Genomic DNA, 18,122 nt, shown 5'->3' on the forward strand with positions numbered 1-18,122 from the left:
GGCATGTACAGGATTTTAAAAATAGGTACCTCCGCTATTTTGCTTCTTTTACTTTTGACCAATTGTAAGGAAGTGACTCAGGTTGCCTCTGAAAAAAAAGTTCAGGGATCTAATGTAATCCTTATCATGGCCGATGATCAAGGATGGGGCGACTTGAGCTTTCATGGCAATACCAATCTGAACACTCCCAATATCGATGCCATTGCCAAAAAAGGGGTATCCTTTACCAATTTCTTCGTACAACCTGTCTGCTCCCCCACTCGGGCCGAACTTTTGACCGGAAAATACTTTACCCGACTTGGGGTGCATGATACCTCGGCAGGCGGAGAGCGCATGGACATTGGTGTACCCACAATTGCCGATATCTTAAAAAACCACGGATATAAAACCGCCGCCTTTGGAAAATGGCATAACGGTATGCAACCTCCGTATCATCCCAACGCCAGGGGTTTTGATGAATTTTACGGATTTGCTTCGGGGCACTGGGGCAACTATTTTAGTCCGCTATTGGAACACAATGGGGAATTGGTTCATGGCAATGGTTTCTTGGCAGACGACCTTACCGATCATGCTATTTCCTTCATACAAACCCATAAAGATGCGCCCTTGTTTGTCTACCTTCCACTGAATACGCCCCATAGTCCTATGCAGGTTCCGGATTTATTTTGGAACCGATTCAAGGACAAAGAGCTTGTGATGAAATATCAAAATCCGGAGGAGGAAGACCCTCAATTTACACGGGCCGCTTTGGCCATGGTGGAAAATATCGATTCGAATGTAGGTCGGATTTCAGAGCATTTAAAAACGCTTGGGTTGGAGGAAAACACGATAGTCATATATCTATCCGATAATGGCCCCAATGGATGGCGGTGGAACGGCGGATTACGGGGTAAGAAAGGTACAACCGATGAAGGCGGTGTTAAAACGCCCTTTTTTATCCGATGGAAGGACCATATAAAAGCGGGCATCACCGTAAATAGAATCGGTGGCTCCGTGGATATTACCCCTACCCTATTGGGATTGTTGGATATCTCTGAAGACAAATTGGAAACGGACGGGGTAAACTTGGCACCATGGGTTTTTGAACCAAAATCGGCATTCAAGGATCGTATTATTTACAACCACTGGGCCGGTCGCACCAGTTTAAGAACACAACGGTACCGCTTAGATGATGAAAACCGATTGTACGATATGGTCAACGACCCAAAACAAAAAGAAGACATTTCCGAAAAGCACTCAAAAATTCGAGATTCCTTGGTACAAGAAAAATTCACTTGGTTAGCCCAATACCCACCGATAACCAAAGAAACTGATAATCGACCCTTTACCTTAGGCCATCCCGATTTCACATTCACACAGCTGCCGGCAAGGGATGGAATTCCATCGGGCCAAATACAACGAAGTAACCGTTTTCCCAATAACACTTTTTTTACGAATTGGACCCAAACCAAGGATTCGATTTACTGGGATGTAGAAACTTTAAAAAAGGGTAAATATCAGGTTACCCTCTATTATACCCTACCCGAGGGAAATGCAGGTGCCGAGATATCGCTAAAACAAGATAATAACATATTAACAACCACAATTCCGAGAAATATACGACCCACCTCTTAAGGGTATGGAAAACGACCGGGTGGAGCGTATGGAATCCTATGTAAAGGATTTTAAATCGCTTAACATGGGCATTTTGGAACTGGATACTGGTAGAAGGCCTCTTATTTTAAAGGCTAACCGAATAAAAAGTACAGGTCCTGATGTTCGACTTTTACAATTTGAACGCATAGACTGATTACTTTTTTCTATTTTGTGCTCCCTTAAACCACATTTTATGTCAACCAAGAATATTACCCGCAGAAACCTATTAAAAACTGGAACCTTATTTGCCGTTTCGGCTACATCCGGACTGGCCTTTGGCAGCACCACTCCAAAGGATGTACGGAAGTATACACAAGAACCAACGCATTCACTCCCATTTAGGGTGAGTCTAAATGCCTCAACCTTAATGGCATACCAACTACCTGTGGATGCTCAAATTGAAAAAGTGGCCGCAGCCGGATTTGACGGGATTGAACTTTGGATGCGGGACATCATGACCTATTTGGAAAAAGGAGGTACCACGCAGGCTTTAAAAGAAAAGTTGGAAAAAGGTAACCTAAAGCTGGAAAATATCATTGGTTTTTCGGAATGGTGCAGTGATGACCCTGATAAAAGAAGGAAGGCCATAGAACAACTGCGAGAGGAGATGAAGATCATTAAGGAATTGGGAGGAGAACATATTGCCGCACCTGTCATGGGAATTTCAAATCTTGAACCTTCAAATATGGGCGAATATGCAGAACGTTACCGTGCCATTCTCGATTTGGAGGAAGAAACAGGGGTCATTCCCGTTATTGAACTTTGGGGAATGGGAGCCCTACATAAAATATCGGACTGTGCCCGGATAGTCATTGCCTCCTGGGCATCCAAAAGCTACCATGTTATTGGATTGTTATCATGTTCACCGAGGTGGAAACTCATGGGATACAGTGGATGTGCTCAATGGTGCAAAATTGCCTGTCATACACATGAACGATTATCCCTCGGAACCCACGTACGATAAGTTAACGGATGCCGATCGCGTGCTACCTGGAGAAGGAGTTTGCCCTTATGATTATATAGTTCCAAAACTCTTTGAAGCCGGGTTTAGAGGTGGATTTTCGGTAGAGTTGTTCAACAAAGGGTATTGGGATAGCATGGATGCCGATGCCTTGCTCAAAAAGAGTTTTGAAAGCTCGGTATTGGTTTTGAGTTCAGCACTACAAAAAGCGGGACATTACTAACCTATTCCATCCTTAAAATTTCGCTATCCAAATAACCAATTCGTTCCGCCTTGGCTTCAAAATTCAAATCTTTGGAAAGCGGTTTTATGTAGACCTTCCAAATAGAATCCTGGGAATGTTTCCGGACAATTGTAGCGTCCCTTTGCGGGGAAATCAATTGCACGACGGAATCCCTCATGGCTACCTCCAAGGGAGGCAAACGCTTTGCCTTACCATCGGGGAGCCATTTATCGATAAGTTCCCGCTCCGGTATACCTCCCAAATCCTTACTTTCCTTAATCCATTCATCTAAAATGTTTCGGTAGAAGATGAGTGTATCCTGCAAATCGGGGTTTCCCGCGAGGTTGTTCAGTTCAAAAGGGTCGTTTTGCAAATCGTACAATTCCTCTTCCGGTTTGGTGGGATGCAACCAAGCTGCCTGTTGTTCGTTCAAGGCTCCTTCGTTATAAAGTTTACGTAACTCTTGCATCATCGGCATTTGCTCGCGATAGGAAACAGGCAACGCGTGACTTAGTTCCGTATTGTAACTTTTGATGTATTTGTAACGCTTGCTACGAACGGCGCGCAAGCGATCATAAATTTCATCAAACCGATCTGAGGTATGAAATGTATATTTTGGTTTTTTATCAACAGCATATTGACCAAACTGCGCCATACCCTGCATTACTTTTGGAGGTTCTATTCCCGCTAGGGAAAGTACCGTAGGCCCATAATCTATAAAACTGATCGAACGGTCATCATAGCTTCCAGCTTTCTCATTTTCAGAAAATTTTACAATCAGCGGGACTTTAACTCCAGTATCGTACAAAGCCCTTTTATGTCGAGGAAAAGGTCCCCATGGTCACCATAGAAAAAAATAATCGTGTTTTCATACAATCCATCTTCCTTCAAATCATCTATAACCTTTCCAATCTGGTCATCCAAACGCTTCAGGTTGCTATAGTTTACAGCCAAATCATGACGTATTACTTCCGTATCGGGGAAATAGGGCGGAACCTTAACGTTTTGCGGATCTACATAAAGTGAATCCTTACCTCGATTCCATACTTGGGACTCATGACATACGGAATAGTTGAACACAGCAAAAAAGGGTTGTCCATTTTTACGTTTTCTCCAATGGCGTTCTCCACTACTCTCATCCCAGGCTGCATCGGTCTTTTCAAAATTATAATCCTCCTTTGGGCCATTGGCCGTATAATATCCTATTTTTCGTAGATACTCAGGAAACATCTTGACACCTTCAGGGACTATTGGGGAATAGCTAGGCAGACTATCCAACGTTGGCTGGTTTACCGCTAACCATGGTGTATAGGTACGCATATTATGTGTACCAAGGGTGGTTGGGTACATTCCTGATATCAATGCACTTACGGCAGGGGCGCATACCGGAACCGGAGCCACAGCATTCGTAAAGACAACTCCATCTGCCGCCAGTGACTCCGGATTTGGTAAAGAAATGGTAGAATCCCCGTACATTGGGAACCATTCCGGAGATTGATCTTCTGCGACCAGCCAAACAATGTTTGGTAAATTTTCCTGAGGGATATTTTCTTCGTTTCGCTGTTCCTGAAGACAGCCTACCAGTACTAAAATGGCGAATAGGATAATAGGATATTTTGGTTGCATATCAATCCATATGAAGTTTCCCTAAATTTATATTTTATTGGTACAAATAAAAAACCCTTCATAGATTTAGAATGAAGGGCTTTACTTTATTCGGATTCCATTTAAGATAATCTATTCAAGACTTTCCAAAAATTGTAGGCTTTTAGGAACTTGTTCCACGACTCGGGAGGACTCATCCTCAATGAACATGTATTCCAGTCCAAGTTTTTTAGCCTCAGCTACTACACCGGCAATATCTACTTGTCCTGTACCCAAAACCACGTTTGTCTCTACGTCCTCATGGCCGGTATTATTACCCTTCACCCCGTGTTCCATATCTTTTAAATGTAGCAAGGTCATTTTACCTGGATACTTTTTCATCAGACCTACTGGGTCCGCTCCGCCATGTTTGGCCCAATATACATCCAGTTCAAAAGTGAAGTCGGTCGCATTTTTGGCCATATAATCGAAGAAAGTGCCGTCCTCATACGGTCTGAACTCGTAGCCGTGGGCGTGATACGCCAAGGTCAACCCTTCTTCCTTTAATCGCTTTCCTGCGGCATTAAAAACATCAGTGGCATGTTTGGTCTCTTCCAAGGCCCAATTATTCCCATCATGGGGAACCCACGCACACATGACATACTTCGCCCCAAAATCCTTCGCATTTTGAATAACTTTCTCCACATTTTGCTCCAAGTCATTAAAATCGGCTCCTACGCTTACTACACTTAGTTTGTTGTCCCTCAAAAGTCCCTGAAATTCATCTAGAGGCATTCCGTAAGTGCCTCCTCCTTCAATTTTTGAAATACCCCAAGAATTAATAAGTTTTAATGTACCAGGTACATCTTCCTTAAATTGATTTCTTAAGCTATACAATTGTAGACCAACTTCTTGGGCATTAATACTTACTGCAGTAAAGGCAATGACCAATACAAATACAAGTCTTTTCATATTGATTGTGTTATTATGTGAGAAGATTTCCTTCATCATCCCATTCCGCAATGACATTTCGTTTGCTCTGATCGACACATCCGGCAATCCATTCCGGGTCATATGCTACACCATGTTGATCCAAGACATCTTGGGGCACTCCATCCCGGACATTCGGTTGGTTGCCTTTATAACCTAAGTCGGCTATCCCCACTTTTGAAGTATAATAACCCGTTACGGTCAAACCTCGCATCATGTAGAAGAATTGAATTTCCAAGGGCTGTTCGGATAAAGGTTTTTCAATATCATGCCAACAAATCTCGTCACAAATCTGTTTCTTTTGTTCCAAGGTGGCCGTCTTAAATTCAGTTCCAAATTCAGTATTACTCTTATGGTCCAACCACATTAGCCCTCCTAGCAATGTGGGCGCCATATCAGGAATATCCTTTCCCATAAATTCAACCAAATCAGGAACGCCTGCTTCAATAGGTGCACCGTGGGGTTCCTTTGGGGGAAGTATGACAACACTCAATGCCGCTATCGTCTCCATTTCGTGTTCATTGAACAACTGCTCTGCCTGTAGCTTTTCCAAGCGTTCCAGTTCCGCAGGGGTTCTTCCAAAATATTTATCGCTACTTTCCGTAATGGCCTGGTCTATAGGTTCTGTATTCTCTGTTTTACAGGAATTGAAAACTAAGCCTGACCCAGCAGCGGCTCCTCCAAGAATTAGGGTTTGTAAACTCTTTCTTCTGTCCATCTTCTTAAATATTTTGTTGCTTCAATTGTTCAATGATATAGTCCGATGCCCTCCAGGACAGCGCCATGATAGTCCACGTACAGTTTTTATCCGCTTGTGAAACGAAGGATCCTGCATCCACAACAAACACATTATCACAGTCGTGAAGTTGCTGGAACTTATTGGTTACCGACGTTTTTGGATCATTACCCATTCGGGTCGTACCCACTTCGTGAATGATTTGTCCAGGGGCTAGCAATCCATAATTTTGGTCTTTACCTGGTTTTTCACTTAATGGTATACCTCCCATATTATGAATGAGTTCCTCAAAAGTATCCTGCATATGCTTGGCCTGGTTGATTTCATACTGCGAATGCTTGTAATTGAACTTTAATACCGGAATACCGTATTTATCGACAGTAGTAGGGTCTATTTCACATCGATTTTCCTTAAACGCAATAGCTTCTCCACGGCCTCCAAATCCAATAACGGAACCATAGTATTTTTTCACGTCGTCCCGTAGACTGTCACCATAGCCGCCGACTTTAAGTCCGAAAAATTTGTTCATGGCATTAGGATCGAATCCAAATCCGTAGTTTGGTTGGCTCATACCACCCCAAACCTCAATATGATATCCTCTTGGAAAGTCCAATTTGGAATTATCGCCCCACCAAGGAGAATAGACATGCATCCCTCCTACACCATCTTCATTATAGGACACCTTTCGATTCATTAGACCTGGAATGACACCCGCAGCACTGGCACCGGTGGAATCGTGAAGATATCTACCCACTGCATCACTACTGTTACCTAATCCATTAGGATGTTGCTTACTTTTGGAGTTAAGTAGTATCCTAGCAGAACTACAAGCGGAAGCGCCTAATACTACTACTTTACCTTTTAACTTATATTCCTTTCTATCCTCTTTGTTTATATAGGACACCCCTGTGGCCTTACCTTCCTCATTGGTAGTCACCTCACGAACCATGCAGTTCACGAACAGCTTTACTTTTCCCCCATTTTTTTGTGCTGGAAAAATAAGGCAGCTACCGGCCGAGAAATCGGCGTAGACTTGACAGGAACGACCACATTGTCCACAATAAAAGCATACACCCCTATCATTGTTAATTCGTTTCGTCAACATGGATAGCCTTCCTGGAATTACCGGGATTCCGGTTTTTTTAGCACCGTTGATATAAAACAATTCATGAAGCCTTGGTTTTGGCGGTGGAAGAAAAAATCCATCAGGATCGTTTTCCCTTCCCTCTTTGGTACCAAAAACTCCTATCAACTTGTCCAACTTATCGTAGTAGGGTTTTACATCTTCATAACCAATGGGCCAATCTTCGCCAAGACCATCCCTAGATTTGCCTTTAAAATCCTTTGGTCCAAATCGTAATGAAATACGTCCCCAGTGATTGGTACGCCCGCCCAGCATCCTGGCTCGCCACCACTTAAAATCCGTTCCTTCTTCATGGGTGTAAGGTTCCCCCTCAACTTCCCAATCGCCCCAGGACTGGTCCCATTCCCCAAAAGCTCTGTCTGTACCCGCACCTCTTCTTGGAGAGTCATAGGGCCATTTTAATTGCGTCATTGTCTTTGGGTCGGCTGGGTCAAAAAACAGACCGGCCTCTACAACGGCTACATTCAATCCTGCATCCGCTAATTGTTTGGTGGCCATTCCGCCACCTGCCCCGGAGCCTACAATAATAACATCATACACTTCGGAGGATTCTTTTATCTGCATAACTTGGTCTTTGGTTTATTGTACAATTTAAAGAATAATTCAAGAATTACCCGATATACTCCTATTCAGAATACACAAATTCATGAATCATGATGTTCAATCATCATTTTACTTGAATTTTGATATCCCATAAAAATCATTTAGTTACAAATCCTCGCTTATAAAGGTAGATGCAGGCAAGCCTACGGCATTGAATAGGTTCGCAATGTCAGTACTTTTATAAGCGTATCTAACTTTCTTAGGTACCTTTACCTCTTTTGAGCTTACCGTCACAATCCCATTGTTAATTTTAGCCTTTGCCGGATACCATGTTCCATCCGAAGACAAAAGTTCAAAAAGTTCCAATTTATTTCCTTTTTTAGTAAGCCCTTCATTATTCGTAAAATGAACCTCAACTGTACTTTTGACTACCTCGGCCCTATCATACAATGGTCCATATACTGAGGCATCCCAAGCAGAATAATGTTGTTTTAAAGCAATGTTTGCCAACCTGATACCTACATCTATTTTATTTGTAGGATGAATATCTTCTACAGTACATATGTCACTGGTCATAGCCATACCGGTATTTGGAATGGACAATGTTCTTCTTTGCTGATCCCTAACGATACCTCCTTCATATTCTCGGCCATACTTATATGGGGCAATCTGTACATAATAAAACGGAAATTCATAACCCCATTGGTTACGCCAGGATTTTATCATGGTACCAAAGGTATTTTCATAGGTTTCTGCATTTGCCGTGTTGGACTCTCCTTGATACCATAATGTTCCAGCTATCTTAAAGTCTGTCAACGGCGCAATCATGGCATTATACAAAATCGATTTTTCAATAGGCACCCAAGGATTGGGTTTTATAAGCTCATAGGATTTCTGCAAGTCCGGATTCTTCTCAAATTCCTCTTTCGGTGTCCACACTTCCGCACAGGATGCTCCCCAGGAAGAATCTATTAATCCAATGGGTATGTCCATTTCCTCTTGAAGACGTTCCGCAAAAAAATAGGCAACCGCACTAAAATCCGGCATGGTTTCAGGAGAACAAACTTGCCATGTCCCTACCAGGTCATCTTGAGGATAATCCGAAGTCCTTTTCGCCACTGTAAAGAGTCTTATTGTTGGTTTATTGGAATTTGCAATGGCCTCTTCCTTATTATCCAAACCACTATTTGCGCTCCATTCCATATTGGATTGCCCGGAACACAACCAAACTTCTCCTATCAATATATTTTCTAGGATAATTTCATTGGAGTTTCCTTTAAAAATAATCCTGTAAGGTCCTCCCGCAGCCGGAGTTTCGACCGACAATTTCCACTTTCCGGTAATTGGAGTTTTTATGGCAAATTCCCCATTGTCCCAACTCGTGGCTATGGTAAATTTCTCTCCAGGATGGCCCCATCCAAATAGGTCAACAGAAGATTCCCGTTGTAAAACCATATTACTGGAGAAAATTTTGGGAAGGGAGATTTCCGCTCTAGTAATGGTGAAACAGAAAAGAAACAATACAAAAAAAAGATGCCTCATGATAAATTATTAAATTAAGCCACCCAAATATAAATATTTAATAACGTTCCGCTTATTTTTATACCAACATGATACGTTTTATTAAGTATAATCTAATAACTTACGAAAAACTTTTTCACACCATAGCATTCTTAAGAAATTATTTATGAGCACCGAAAAACAACTTTTAGGAAGAAGGAATTTTATCAAAGGCGCTTCCGCCGCTTCTCTACTCTTATCCTCCATGGGCAGTTACGGATTTGAATTCTTTAAAGATGAAAAACCAAAAAAAGTGGCCCTTATTGGAACAGGTTGGTATGGCACTAGTGACCTGTTTAAACTGATTCAGGTTGCCAATGTAGAAGTTGTTTCGCTCTGCGATGTAGATTCCAATTTTTTAAACAACGTAGCCGAATTGGTTTCCCAACGTCAAAAGAATGGTAAAAAACCAAAGCTGTATTCGGATTACCGAGACATGCTTAAAAAAGAAAAACTGGATATCGTTTTAATTGGAACACCGGACCATTGGCATGCCCTTATGTGCATTGAGGCCTTAAAATCAGGGGCTCACGTATATGTTCAAAAACCAATAAGTGTAGACGTGATAGAAGGAGAGGCCATGGTTGCCGCAGCCAGTAAAATACAATAGGGTTGTACAGGTGGGTACCCAAAGAAAAAGTACCCCGCATTTAATCGATGTCAAAAAAGAAATTGTAGATAAAGGACTATTGGGAAAAGTGGGACATGTAGAGATGTGCTGCTATTATCACATGAGGGCCAATGGAAATCCACCCGTACAACCGGTACCGGAGTTTCTCGACTATGAAATGTGGACGGATCCTGCTCCGATGAGACCTTATGACGGAATTCCCCATAAGAGATGGTGGAGGACCTTTATGGAATATGGTAATGGGATTATGGGTGATATGTGCATTCATATGTTCGATACCGTACGTTGGATGTTGGATTTGGGATGGCCTAAGCAAATAAGCTCCGAAGGTGGCATTTACATACAAAAGGATGGCAAATCCAATATTTCCGATACACAGACCGCCGTATTTGAGTATGATGACTTAAACTGTGTTTGGCAACATAGGAGCTGGGGAAATCCTGCGGATCCGAATATCCCTGGGCCTTCATTATTTATGGGGACAAAGGCGTACTTAAGGGAAGTACCATGCAGGCCGATTTTATTCCCTACGGCGAGGGCGACCCAATACACTACGATGTACTATACGAGAAAGAAAAATATCCGGAGGATTTGGTAGAAAAGGACAATGAATTAAACGCAGCTCCTGCCACAAGAAGGCACATGATAGACTTTCTTCAAGCAATTGCGAATGGTACTAGACCGGTTGCCGATATAGAAGAAGGCCATATTTCAACTGCGAGTTGTATTTTGGCAAACCTATCTATGGATTTAGGAAGACCACTTGTATATGACCCTAAAAGTCGTACCGTGGTCAATGATGAAGAAGCAACTGCGAGATTAATGCGCGACTATCGAGGTGACTGGGAACATCCCCATCCGGATACCGTGTAATTACTGTAGCTTTTTAGTGGAATCCCTAACCAAAAGGCTGGTTTTTACCACTTTAGTCTCGAATGGCCTATTGGGTTCCTTTATACGCTTGATTAAAAGCTCTGCGGCCTTTTCCCCGATGAATTTTCCATGCTGACTTACCATCGTCAATGACGGAGTCACATATTGCGACAATTGTCCGTTTGTGAAACCAACTATAGAAACATCCCCAGGAACATTATAGCCACGGGACTTCACGATATGGAGAATTTTAACGGCCGTGATTTCATCCAAACCTAAGATGCCGTCTATGGGCTTATAGTTCAATAAAAAAGACATTAGCAGGTCTAGGTCATCCTTGGCCGTAAAGTTCACTACCAATTTCTCATCATATCGTCTTTCAGCTTCTTCCGAGCTTTTTTGTAGCCCTCCAGTCTCAATTTTCCAACACTCGATTTGCCTATGGGGGATACAAAAGCGACGTTCTTGCATCCTAGGTTCAAAAAGAATTTGGTCGTTTTGTACCCGGCTTCAAAATCATCCACGATTACCTTGTCACAAGCTATTAAGTCCGAAACCCTGTCAAACAATACCAAAGGGATTTGACTTTCAGAAATTTCCTGAAGTCCCTCTATCCTCTCCTTCACCTGAGTTTCCTCGGCCAAGGAAATAATCAATCCATCCACGGTACCCGAGTCCAAAAACTCCAAAGTTTTGGATTCCTTTTCAAAGGATTCATCACTGATACAGCTAATGATATTATAGCCATTTTCATTGGCAATTTTTTCTATTCCATACAGAACCTGAACGAAAAAATAGTTCAATATATTGGGGACAATTACGCCAATGGTCTTGGTACTACGGTTTAGAAGGTTTAGGGCAAGCTTGTTCGGTTTGTAATGATTTTCCTTGGCATACTCCTGTATACGTTGTTTTAAATCCCTACTAATTTCATGACTATCGTTTACGGCTTTGGATACCGTAGAAATAGAAACATCAAAATACCTCGCTATGTCCTTTAGTGTAATTTTCTTCATTACTCGATAATCGAGATTTGAAATTTCCGGCGCTTGCTTCGAAATCCTAATACATGTTCTTTCATGTACTTCTCCGGCCAGTCAAGAGAGTATTTACCATAAACTAAAAAGGTCCTGAAAGACATCAAGACCTTTTATATTAAAATCTTCTAAATTATATATACTGATTGATAATATTTTCAAACAGCTCCTGCTTACCACTGATTAAGGGAAGCTCACCATTTTCCTTGGCAATTGCATACAAATCGTTCAAATCCAATTTGCCGTCCTCAAAATCTTTTCCTTTTCCGGAATCAAAAGAACTGTACCTCTTTTCCCTTAAGCTGGTATAGGCGGAGGAAGTAATAATTTTGTCAGCGGTTATCAACGCACGGGCAAATGTATCCGCACCGCCAATGTGAGCTAAGAAAATATCTTCCAAATCGGTGGAATTACGTCTTATCTTGGCGTCAAAATTTATACCGCCCCCTTGTAGTCCTCCTGCTTCCAAGAATACCAACATGGCCTCGGTAGTTTCTTGAATATTATTTGGAAACTGATCCGTATCCCATCCATTTTGATAGTCGCCCCTATTGGCATCCAAACTACCTAGCATTCCCGCCTTTCCTGCGACGGCCAATTCGTGTTGGAAGGTATGCTGCGCCAAGGTAGCGTGGTTGACTTCTATATTGATCTTGAAATCCTTCTCCAAACCATATTCTCGTAAAAACCCTATGGCCGTAGCCGAATCAAAATCATATTGATGTTTCATAGGTTCCATGGGTTTTGGTTCTATGAAGAAATTACCTTTAAACCCTTGTCCACGGGCATAATCCCTGCACATGGTCAAAAACTGTCCCATGTGGTCCAATTCCCTACCCATGTCAGAATTCAATAGGGACATATATCCTTCCCTACCTCCCCAAAAAACATAGTTTTCACCATTAAGTTCCATGGTGGCATCCAACGCCATTTTTATTTGGGCACCAGCCCGTGCAACCACATTAAACTCCGGATTGGTCGCCGCACCGTTCATATAACGTGGATTGGAAAAACAGTTGGCCGTTCCCCATAACAGCTTTTTACCGGATGCTTTTTGTTTATCCTTGATGTAATCCACAATAGTATTCAATCTCTTTTCCGACTCCAAGAAAGTAGGTCCCTCTTGTATGAGGTCAAAATCATGAAAACAGAAATAATCAAAACCGATTTTCTCAAAGAATTCAAATGCAGCATCAGCCTTGTCCTTTGCTGCTTGAACTGGATCCGAAGATTGGTCCCATTCAAAGTTCTGCGTACCTGATCCAAATGGATCAGACCCCTGCCCACAGAAGGTATGCCAATACGCGATAGCGAATTTAAAATGCTCACGCATCGTTTTTCCAGCAACTACTTGTTACGGGTTGTAATATTTGAAAGCCAAGGGATTATCCGAATCCTTTCCCTCAAATTTGATTGCATCTATTCCTTTGAAATATTCTTTGTCTGCCATTATTGTTGTTTTATAAGTTGTTTAGTATTAATTCCAATTCTTTTTTCCAAAGCTGATAGGCTTTTCTGTATTCTTCCTTGTTCTCGAGAGGCTTAAAAGTCATCACATAATCGTTTTCCATGATGGCTTTACCAAAGGCTTTATAATCACCATCTTGCAAAAGTCCGGCCCTTGCCGCCCCAATAGCGCCAGTAGTATTATAAATTTCTATGTCGTAACCAATGAGGGTAGCCACAGTCTCGGAAAATATCTTTGACCTAAAGAGGTTATCGTTACCTGCACGCATCACATTGACCTGTATACCATCCGACTCCATAATTTCCATTCCATAGACAAAGGAAAAAGCGATGCCTTCCAATGCAGCCCTACACAAATGACCCTTACCATGATTATTCAAGTTTATATTCACTAGCCGTGTACCAACTTCCTGATTATTAAGCATACGCTCCGCCCCATTGCCAAAAGGTATGATAACCACACCATCAGAACCTACAGGAACTTCAGATGCCAGTTCGTTCATTTCATCGTAGGAACCCACTTCCAAATTATTGAGTAACCATCTGTACTGAATTCGAGAACCATTGATACAAAGAAGTTTCCCTATTCTTGAATCGCTATCCGGACTATAATTAACATGGGCAAAATTGTTTACCCTAGCGCTTTCCTTGACAGATAGACTATCGGTTACAGCATACACCACTCCTGATGTCCCACCAGTAGCGGCCACTTCACCAGGATTAAAAACATTCAATGACAGTGCATTGTTGGGTTGGTCCCCTGCCCTATACAATATGGGTGTACCAACTCGCAAACCGCTATCGGATGCCCCTTTATCATTTACTCTGGATTGTACACCAAAAGTTTCCGCGATATCCGGCACCAAATCAGCATCCAAACCATAATAATCCATCAAGAAGCTAGCAATATCCTTGTTCTTGAAATCCCAAAAAATTCCCTCGGAAAGCCCGAAACCGTCGTATTTATTTCGCCGAGAAAGTTTTAGGGCAATGTAATCACCTGGCAACATAAATTTGTGAATCCTTGAAAATACTTCCGGTTCATTGTCCTTTACCCATTTAAGCTTACTGGCCGTAAAATTGGAAGGTGAATTCAATAAGTACTCGGAACACTTGTCCTCCCCTATTTTCTCAAAAGCCTTTTGCCCAATGGGCACGGCACGGCTGTCACACCATATAATAGAGTTACGCAGCACATTACCCTCGGCATCCACCAAAACCAAACCATGCATTTGATAAGAGATTCCTACTCCTATAATTTCTTTAGAAGAAATAGCGTGCGTTTTGATGAGCCTTTTTATTCCATTACAGGCATGAATCCACCAATCCTCAGGATTTTGTTCCGCCCAACCGTTTTTAACCGCCAACATGGACATTTCTGTCTCGGGTTCTTGGACAACATCCACACTTTTACCGAAGCAGATTCAACCAAAGCGATTTTGATGGACGAACTACCAATATCCAAACCTAAATAGTACATATACAGATTGGGCTTTAATTCAATTATAATTTTGCCTTTTAAAAATACTACAAACTAGGCTTCTAAAAGAATGTTCGGACTATGAATATTTGCCAAAAAAGAGAATCATAAGAATAAAAATTTGATATCTGGTATTTTTAGAGTACTGATTTTTAGATATTTAAATTTTTTTCGTGGATTACGAAAATTTACCGAAACCCTTTTCGTAAAGAAAAGGCCCAAGAAAACCGAGAGAAGTTTCCAAGGGCCTTGCCTAAAGCATAAGTAGGTATTATAAACTTTCAAGCTTGCTTAAGGCTTCAGATTTGGAGTTTACATCCAACTTGAGATAGATGTTCTGAATGTGGAAATTGACAGCACTAGTGGTAACAAAGAGTTTGTCCGCTATCATTTTATAGGTTGCACCATTGCACAAATAGTCTACGATTTGATTCTCTCTTTCCGAAAAGAAACTATAGGATTTCCTATTGAAATTGGACACAACTTGTTTAACAATGTCGTTGCTAATAGTTGCGCCTTCTTCCCTCACACTGGTTAAGGCATGACTAAATTTGTCCGCGGACATAGGTTTCGTCAAATAACCATTGGCTCCTTTTTTGAAACTTTTTTTAATGAGTTCAAAGTCATTGTTTTCACTTATCATCACGACCTTAACGTTCCAGTCCTTCTTTCGATACAACTGAATGGTATCCAAACCATTGGTTTCATTCAAGTCGACCTCGGTCAAAACAATATCCGGACTAGTCCTACTGAAATCCTTTAGGGCTTTTTGCGCAGAGCTATAAATGCCCATAAGTTGAAAACCATCCACTCCTTTAAGGTAGTTGAGATAGCTCGCGTGTAATTGTTCGTTTTTTTCTACAATAATGATTTTTAAATTTTGCGTATTCATACTAAGTTAAATTGTCCTGTATGGTTCCCTAAAGGAAACCACATCCGGGGGTTAATAATTGGGTAAAATCTGGGTAGCCTTCAGCCCTAATCGTCTTGTTTTTTATGGAAAAGCCATAAAAGGAATGTATACCAAAGTAATCTCTCGGAAACACAACAAGAATCAATAAGGTCGTGAAAGGCGAAATTGTCTTAACAACGATAGCGTCCTTTATCAAAGACCTGTCGATGCAAAATGGGTTTCAAAATAAAATCCGAAAAATTAATAACACTATGAAAGTGTTTTTGGATTGTCGTCAAGAAGGAATGCTTGTGGGTAGCAAGCTGTAGGTAAAATTTATCCATAGTTTGGGGGATTTGGGGTTAAACAATGGTTTTATTTCTGTTTGGAATTGAAATATACTTCTTTAACAACTAGACTTGATAAACTCCTAAGTTTTTTCGTTCAAATGCACAATTTGAATGTATTTCATCGAAAATATTGCCTTAAAATAAAAAGGAGGGGCCCCAGTTATCCCCCCGGATACTACCCCTCCTTCTGTCGACAATTTACTCAAACATAGAAATACTCAAACTTTTATATCTCGATTATAGTATGTAAACCTTACTATATTTTTGTTAGTCTTCTTAATACGTATCATCGTCTTCAAATGTATTGGAAACGGTTGCCGTATGTTGGTGCACCTGCATGATCCACTTTTCATCATTGTATTTACCACCTAAATTGGAAACGTATGCATCGTGGGCCTCGCTCTTGTAATCATAATCGGCAAGATATACATAATACAACCCGTTCTCTTTATTGTAAAACTGCTTTGCATCCAATCCTTGGTCCTTTAATTTATGCATGAAGGCGTTCAAATATTTTTTATTGCTGTACACATTGGCAATAACATAGTATCCTGATTTTACCCCTAACATATCTGCACTCCCCAGCATTTTTATGGGAAGCTTGTTATATTTTTCAAAATCTTCTTCCGCGGCCATTCTAGCATGCTCCTCTTCCATTTGTTTGGCGGCCATCATCGTACGTTCTTCCAGCTTAAAGTTTTGAAGGTTGGAATCAACACTGTTTTTAATATCATTACGCAAAAGACGTACGATGGTCTCAAACTTCTTCTCAAAGGCCAATGTTCTTGCCTCTTCTATAGAGTCCTGTCTCAAAATAAGTTCATCAAGAATCAATCGGTTTTGATAGGCCAAATCGTTTGAATCTATATTTTCCATTGATGTAGGTGTAACTGACCTTGCGGCCACTTCTTTATTTGCTACCTCTTTTTTCTCCTCCCTCTTTTCCTTTTTCCTTGCTTTGTCCCTTTCGGAAATCAAATCTGCAATTTGCTCCTCATAGTTACGTACAATAGCATCGATTTTACTGTCATTGGAACGATCAGCGATGGTAATGGACATATCTTCGTCCTTAAACTTATAGGCCAAGGAAACCTCGTGGTTCCAACCCAAGTTGGATTCATTCTGAGATAAGTCTTTTTCGATTAAATAGCCCAAAGACATTTTTTTACTGAAATTGAATCCAACCCCAGCTGACATACCATACTCTTGATCTAAGGTCGTCTGTAACCAACCATAGTTAGGTAGATCTAACAATAGGGAACCCAAATAATAAATACTTCCATCCTCATTTTTACCCACCTGGGCCAAAGGCATCAATCTTGCGTCCTCGAATAATCCACGCCCGGCATTGAACGAATGGGTATACTGCATTGAGGCCTTTACACTCCTTGTTGAAAGATTGGTCAAAAATTCATCGGTTGTTTGGTTGTAGCGTAATAGATCCTCTGCATAAAGTCCAAAGTCGAATTTTCCAATGGAAAGGTTTATTCCTGGTTGAACTGCAATTTTACTTTCTTTTCTTGCTTCCGATATTTCCGGATCTGCCTCGGAAATCACGACTCGGTTTTTGTCCAGTCCTTGGTTAAAATAGGTGACATTGGTTCCAAATGTAAGCGTACTTTTATTTCCTAGTTTTACCGCGGTGGCATAGTTCGCATTAAAACCAAATTCCTGTACGACGCCTGCCCACTGGCTATATACTCCAATTCCTATAGCGGTCCTTCCGTTTAATTTATTACTGAAACCTAGAAAATAATTTTGAGCGTTATCATCAAACGTTGCATACTGGTTTCTATGTAAAATATTAAGATACGATTTGTTTTCCCTAACCAATGAGAAGGTTGGGTTAATTAAATACCTATTAAAGAACAGCTGGTTGTGGTACGTACTGCTTGAGTTTAAATTGGTATCCGTTTCCTGACCAAAGAGGTCTAGGCTTCCCATAAATAGGAATAGGATTACTGGGAGACCTATTTTTGCCGATATTTTAGTAGCGAATTTCATTTGAGTAGGGTT

At 41.2% G+C, this 18,122-nt stretch carries 17 protein-coding genes and 2 pseudogenes; 7 read left to right on the forward strand and 12 right to left on the reverse strand.

Going from position 1 to position 18,122, the window contains the following annotated elements; translation table 11 throughout:
• The first annotated feature begins 3 nt into the window (after window positions 1–3).
• From NYZ99_RS12090 to NYZ99_RS12105, 4 genes are read left to right on the forward strand one after another with little or no spacing between them, the layout of a single operon-like run.
• Window positions 4–1,614 carry an arylsulfatase gene (locus NYZ99_RS12090; RefSeq protein ID WP_260571406.1) on the forward strand — a complete coding sequence of 537 codons (1,611 nt, stop codon included), beginning with the start codon at window positions 4–6 and terminating at the stop codon, window positions 1,612–1,614.
• A 4-nt stretch (window positions 1,615–1,618) separates the two neighbouring features.
• A complete protein-coding gene (locus tag NYZ99_RS12095; protein ID WP_260571407.1) occupies window positions 1,619–1,789 on the forward strand; it encodes a hypothetical protein in 171 nt (56 codons plus the stop codon).
• 39 nt (window positions 1,790–1,828) lie between these two features.
• Window positions 1,829–2,599, forward strand: coding sequence for a sugar phosphate isomerase/epimerase family protein (locus NYZ99_RS12100; protein ID WP_260571409.1), 771 nt, complete (start codon window positions 1,829–1,831; stop codon window positions 2,597–2,599).
• The gene (locus NYZ99_RS12105; protein ID WP_260571411.1) at window positions 2,481–2,819 is read left to right on the forward strand and encodes a TIM barrel protein; all 339 of its coding nucleotides are present in this window, start codon (window positions 2,481–2,483) and stop codon (window positions 2,817–2,819) included. The genes NYZ99_RS12100 and NYZ99_RS12105 overlap by 119 nt, the downstream gene beginning before the upstream one ends.
• A 1-nt stretch (window position 2,820) precedes the next feature.
• Here NYZ99_RS12105 and NYZ99_RS12110 read toward each other — a convergent pair whose 3' ends face one another.
• The 6 genes from NYZ99_RS12110 to NYZ99_RS12135 all read right to left on the reverse strand — a co-directional run bounded on the left by NYZ99_RS12110 (window position 2,821) and on the right by NYZ99_RS12135 (window position 9,358).
• Window positions 2,821–3,627 carry a sulfatase/phosphatase domain-containing protein gene (locus tag NYZ99_RS12110; RefSeq protein WP_260571413.1) on the reverse strand — a complete coding sequence of 269 codons (807 nt, stop codon included), beginning with the start codon at window positions 3,625–3,627 and terminating at the stop codon, window positions 2,821–2,823.
• Entirely contained in the window at window positions 3,597–4,445 is an 849-nt protein-coding gene (locus NYZ99_RS12115) for a sulfatase-like hydrolase/transferase (protein ID WP_260571414.1), read from the reverse strand. Before NYZ99_RS12115 ends, NYZ99_RS12110 begins: the two co-directional genes overlap by 31 nt.
• Window positions 4,446–4,556: 111 nt before the next feature.
• Window positions 4,557–5,375, reverse strand: coding sequence for a sugar phosphate isomerase/epimerase family protein (locus tag NYZ99_RS12120; protein WP_260571415.1), 819 nt, complete (start codon window positions 5,373–5,375; stop codon window positions 4,557–4,559).
• A 13-nt stretch (window positions 5,376–5,388) separates the two neighbouring features.
• Window positions 5,389–6,111 carry a gluconate 2-dehydrogenase subunit 3 family protein gene (locus NYZ99_RS12125; RefSeq protein ID WP_260571416.1) on the reverse strand — a complete coding sequence of 241 codons (723 nt, stop codon included), beginning with the start codon at window positions 6,109–6,111 and terminating at the stop codon, window positions 5,389–5,391.
• Between the two features lie 4 nt (window positions 6,112–6,115).
• Complete coding sequence (locus NYZ99_RS12130) at window positions 6,116–7,837, reverse strand: GMC family oxidoreductase (protein WP_260571417.1); 1,722 nt, start codon at window positions 7,835–7,837, stop codon at window positions 6,116–6,118.
• Window positions 7,838–7,981: 144 nt separating this feature from the next.
• Entirely contained in the window at window positions 7,982–9,358 is a 1,377-nt protein-coding gene (locus NYZ99_RS12135) for a sialate O-acetylesterase (protein WP_260571418.1), read from the reverse strand.
• 145 nt (window positions 9,359–9,503) lie between these two features.
• On the opposite strand from NYZ99_RS12135, the gene NYZ99_RS12140 reads away from it, so the two are divergent.
• The 3 genes from NYZ99_RS12140 to NYZ99_RS12150 are packed head-to-tail and all read left to right on the forward strand — an operon-like array spanning window position 9,504 to window position 10,880.
• The gene (locus NYZ99_RS12140) at window positions 9,504–9,986 is read left to right on the forward strand and encodes a Gfo/Idh/MocA family protein (protein WP_260571420.1); all 483 of its coding nucleotides are present in this window, start codon (window positions 9,504–9,506) and stop codon (window positions 9,984–9,986) included.
• Window positions 9,961–10,605 (forward strand): Gfo/Idh/MocA family protein, encoded by a 645-nt coding sequence (locus NYZ99_RS12145; protein WP_260571422.1) that lies wholly within the window; start codon window positions 9,961–9,963, stop codon window positions 10,603–10,605. The genes NYZ99_RS12140 and NYZ99_RS12145 overlap by 26 nt, the downstream gene beginning before the upstream one ends.
• Window positions 10,599–10,880, forward strand: a complete 282-nt coding sequence (locus NYZ99_RS12150; protein WP_260571423.1) for a hypothetical protein — start codon at window positions 10,599–10,601, stop codon at window positions 10,878–10,880. Before NYZ99_RS12145 ends, NYZ99_RS12150 begins: the two co-directional genes overlap by 7 nt.
• Here the strand turns inward: NYZ99_RS12150 and NYZ99_RS12155 are convergent, their stop codons facing one another.
• From NYZ99_RS12155 to NYZ99_RS12180, 6 genes and pseudogenes are all read right to left on the reverse strand, one after another.
• Window positions 10,881–11,234, reverse strand: coding sequence for a substrate-binding domain-containing protein (locus tag NYZ99_RS12155; RefSeq protein ID WP_260571425.1), 354 nt, complete (start codon window positions 11,232–11,234; stop codon window positions 10,881–10,883).
• Window positions 11,234–11,896, reverse strand: coding sequence for a LacI family DNA-binding transcriptional regulator (locus NYZ99_RS12160; protein ID WP_260571426.1), 663 nt, complete (start codon window positions 11,894–11,896; stop codon window positions 11,234–11,236). The genes NYZ99_RS12155 and NYZ99_RS12160 overlap by 1 nt, the downstream gene beginning before the upstream one ends.
• Window positions 11,897–12,050: 154 nt before the next feature.
• Window positions 12,051–13,367: pseudogene (gene xylA, locus NYZ99_RS12165) on the reverse strand (xylose isomerase).
• Between the two features lie 10 nt (window positions 13,368–13,377).
• Window positions 13,378–14,864, reverse strand: a pseudogene (locus NYZ99_RS12170) (xylulokinase).
• A 271-nt stretch (window positions 14,865–15,135) separates the two neighbouring features.
• Window positions 15,136–15,756: a response regulator transcription factor gene (locus tag NYZ99_RS12175; protein WP_260571427.1), complete on the reverse strand. Its 621-nt coding sequence runs from the start codon at window positions 15,754–15,756 to the stop codon at window positions 15,136–15,138.
• A 626-nt stretch (window positions 15,757–16,382) separates the two neighbouring features.
• Window positions 16,383–18,110: a PorP/SprF family type IX secretion system membrane protein gene (locus NYZ99_RS12180; RefSeq protein WP_260571428.1), complete on the reverse strand. Its 1,728-nt coding sequence runs from the start codon at window positions 18,108–18,110 to the stop codon at window positions 16,383–16,385.
• Window positions 18,111–18,122: the final 12 nt, after the last annotated feature.

Source organism: Maribacter litopenaei, assembly GCF_025244665.1.
Taxonomy (GTDB): domain Bacteria; phylum Bacteroidota; class Bacteroidia; order Flavobacteriales; family Flavobacteriaceae; genus Maribacter; species Maribacter litopenaei.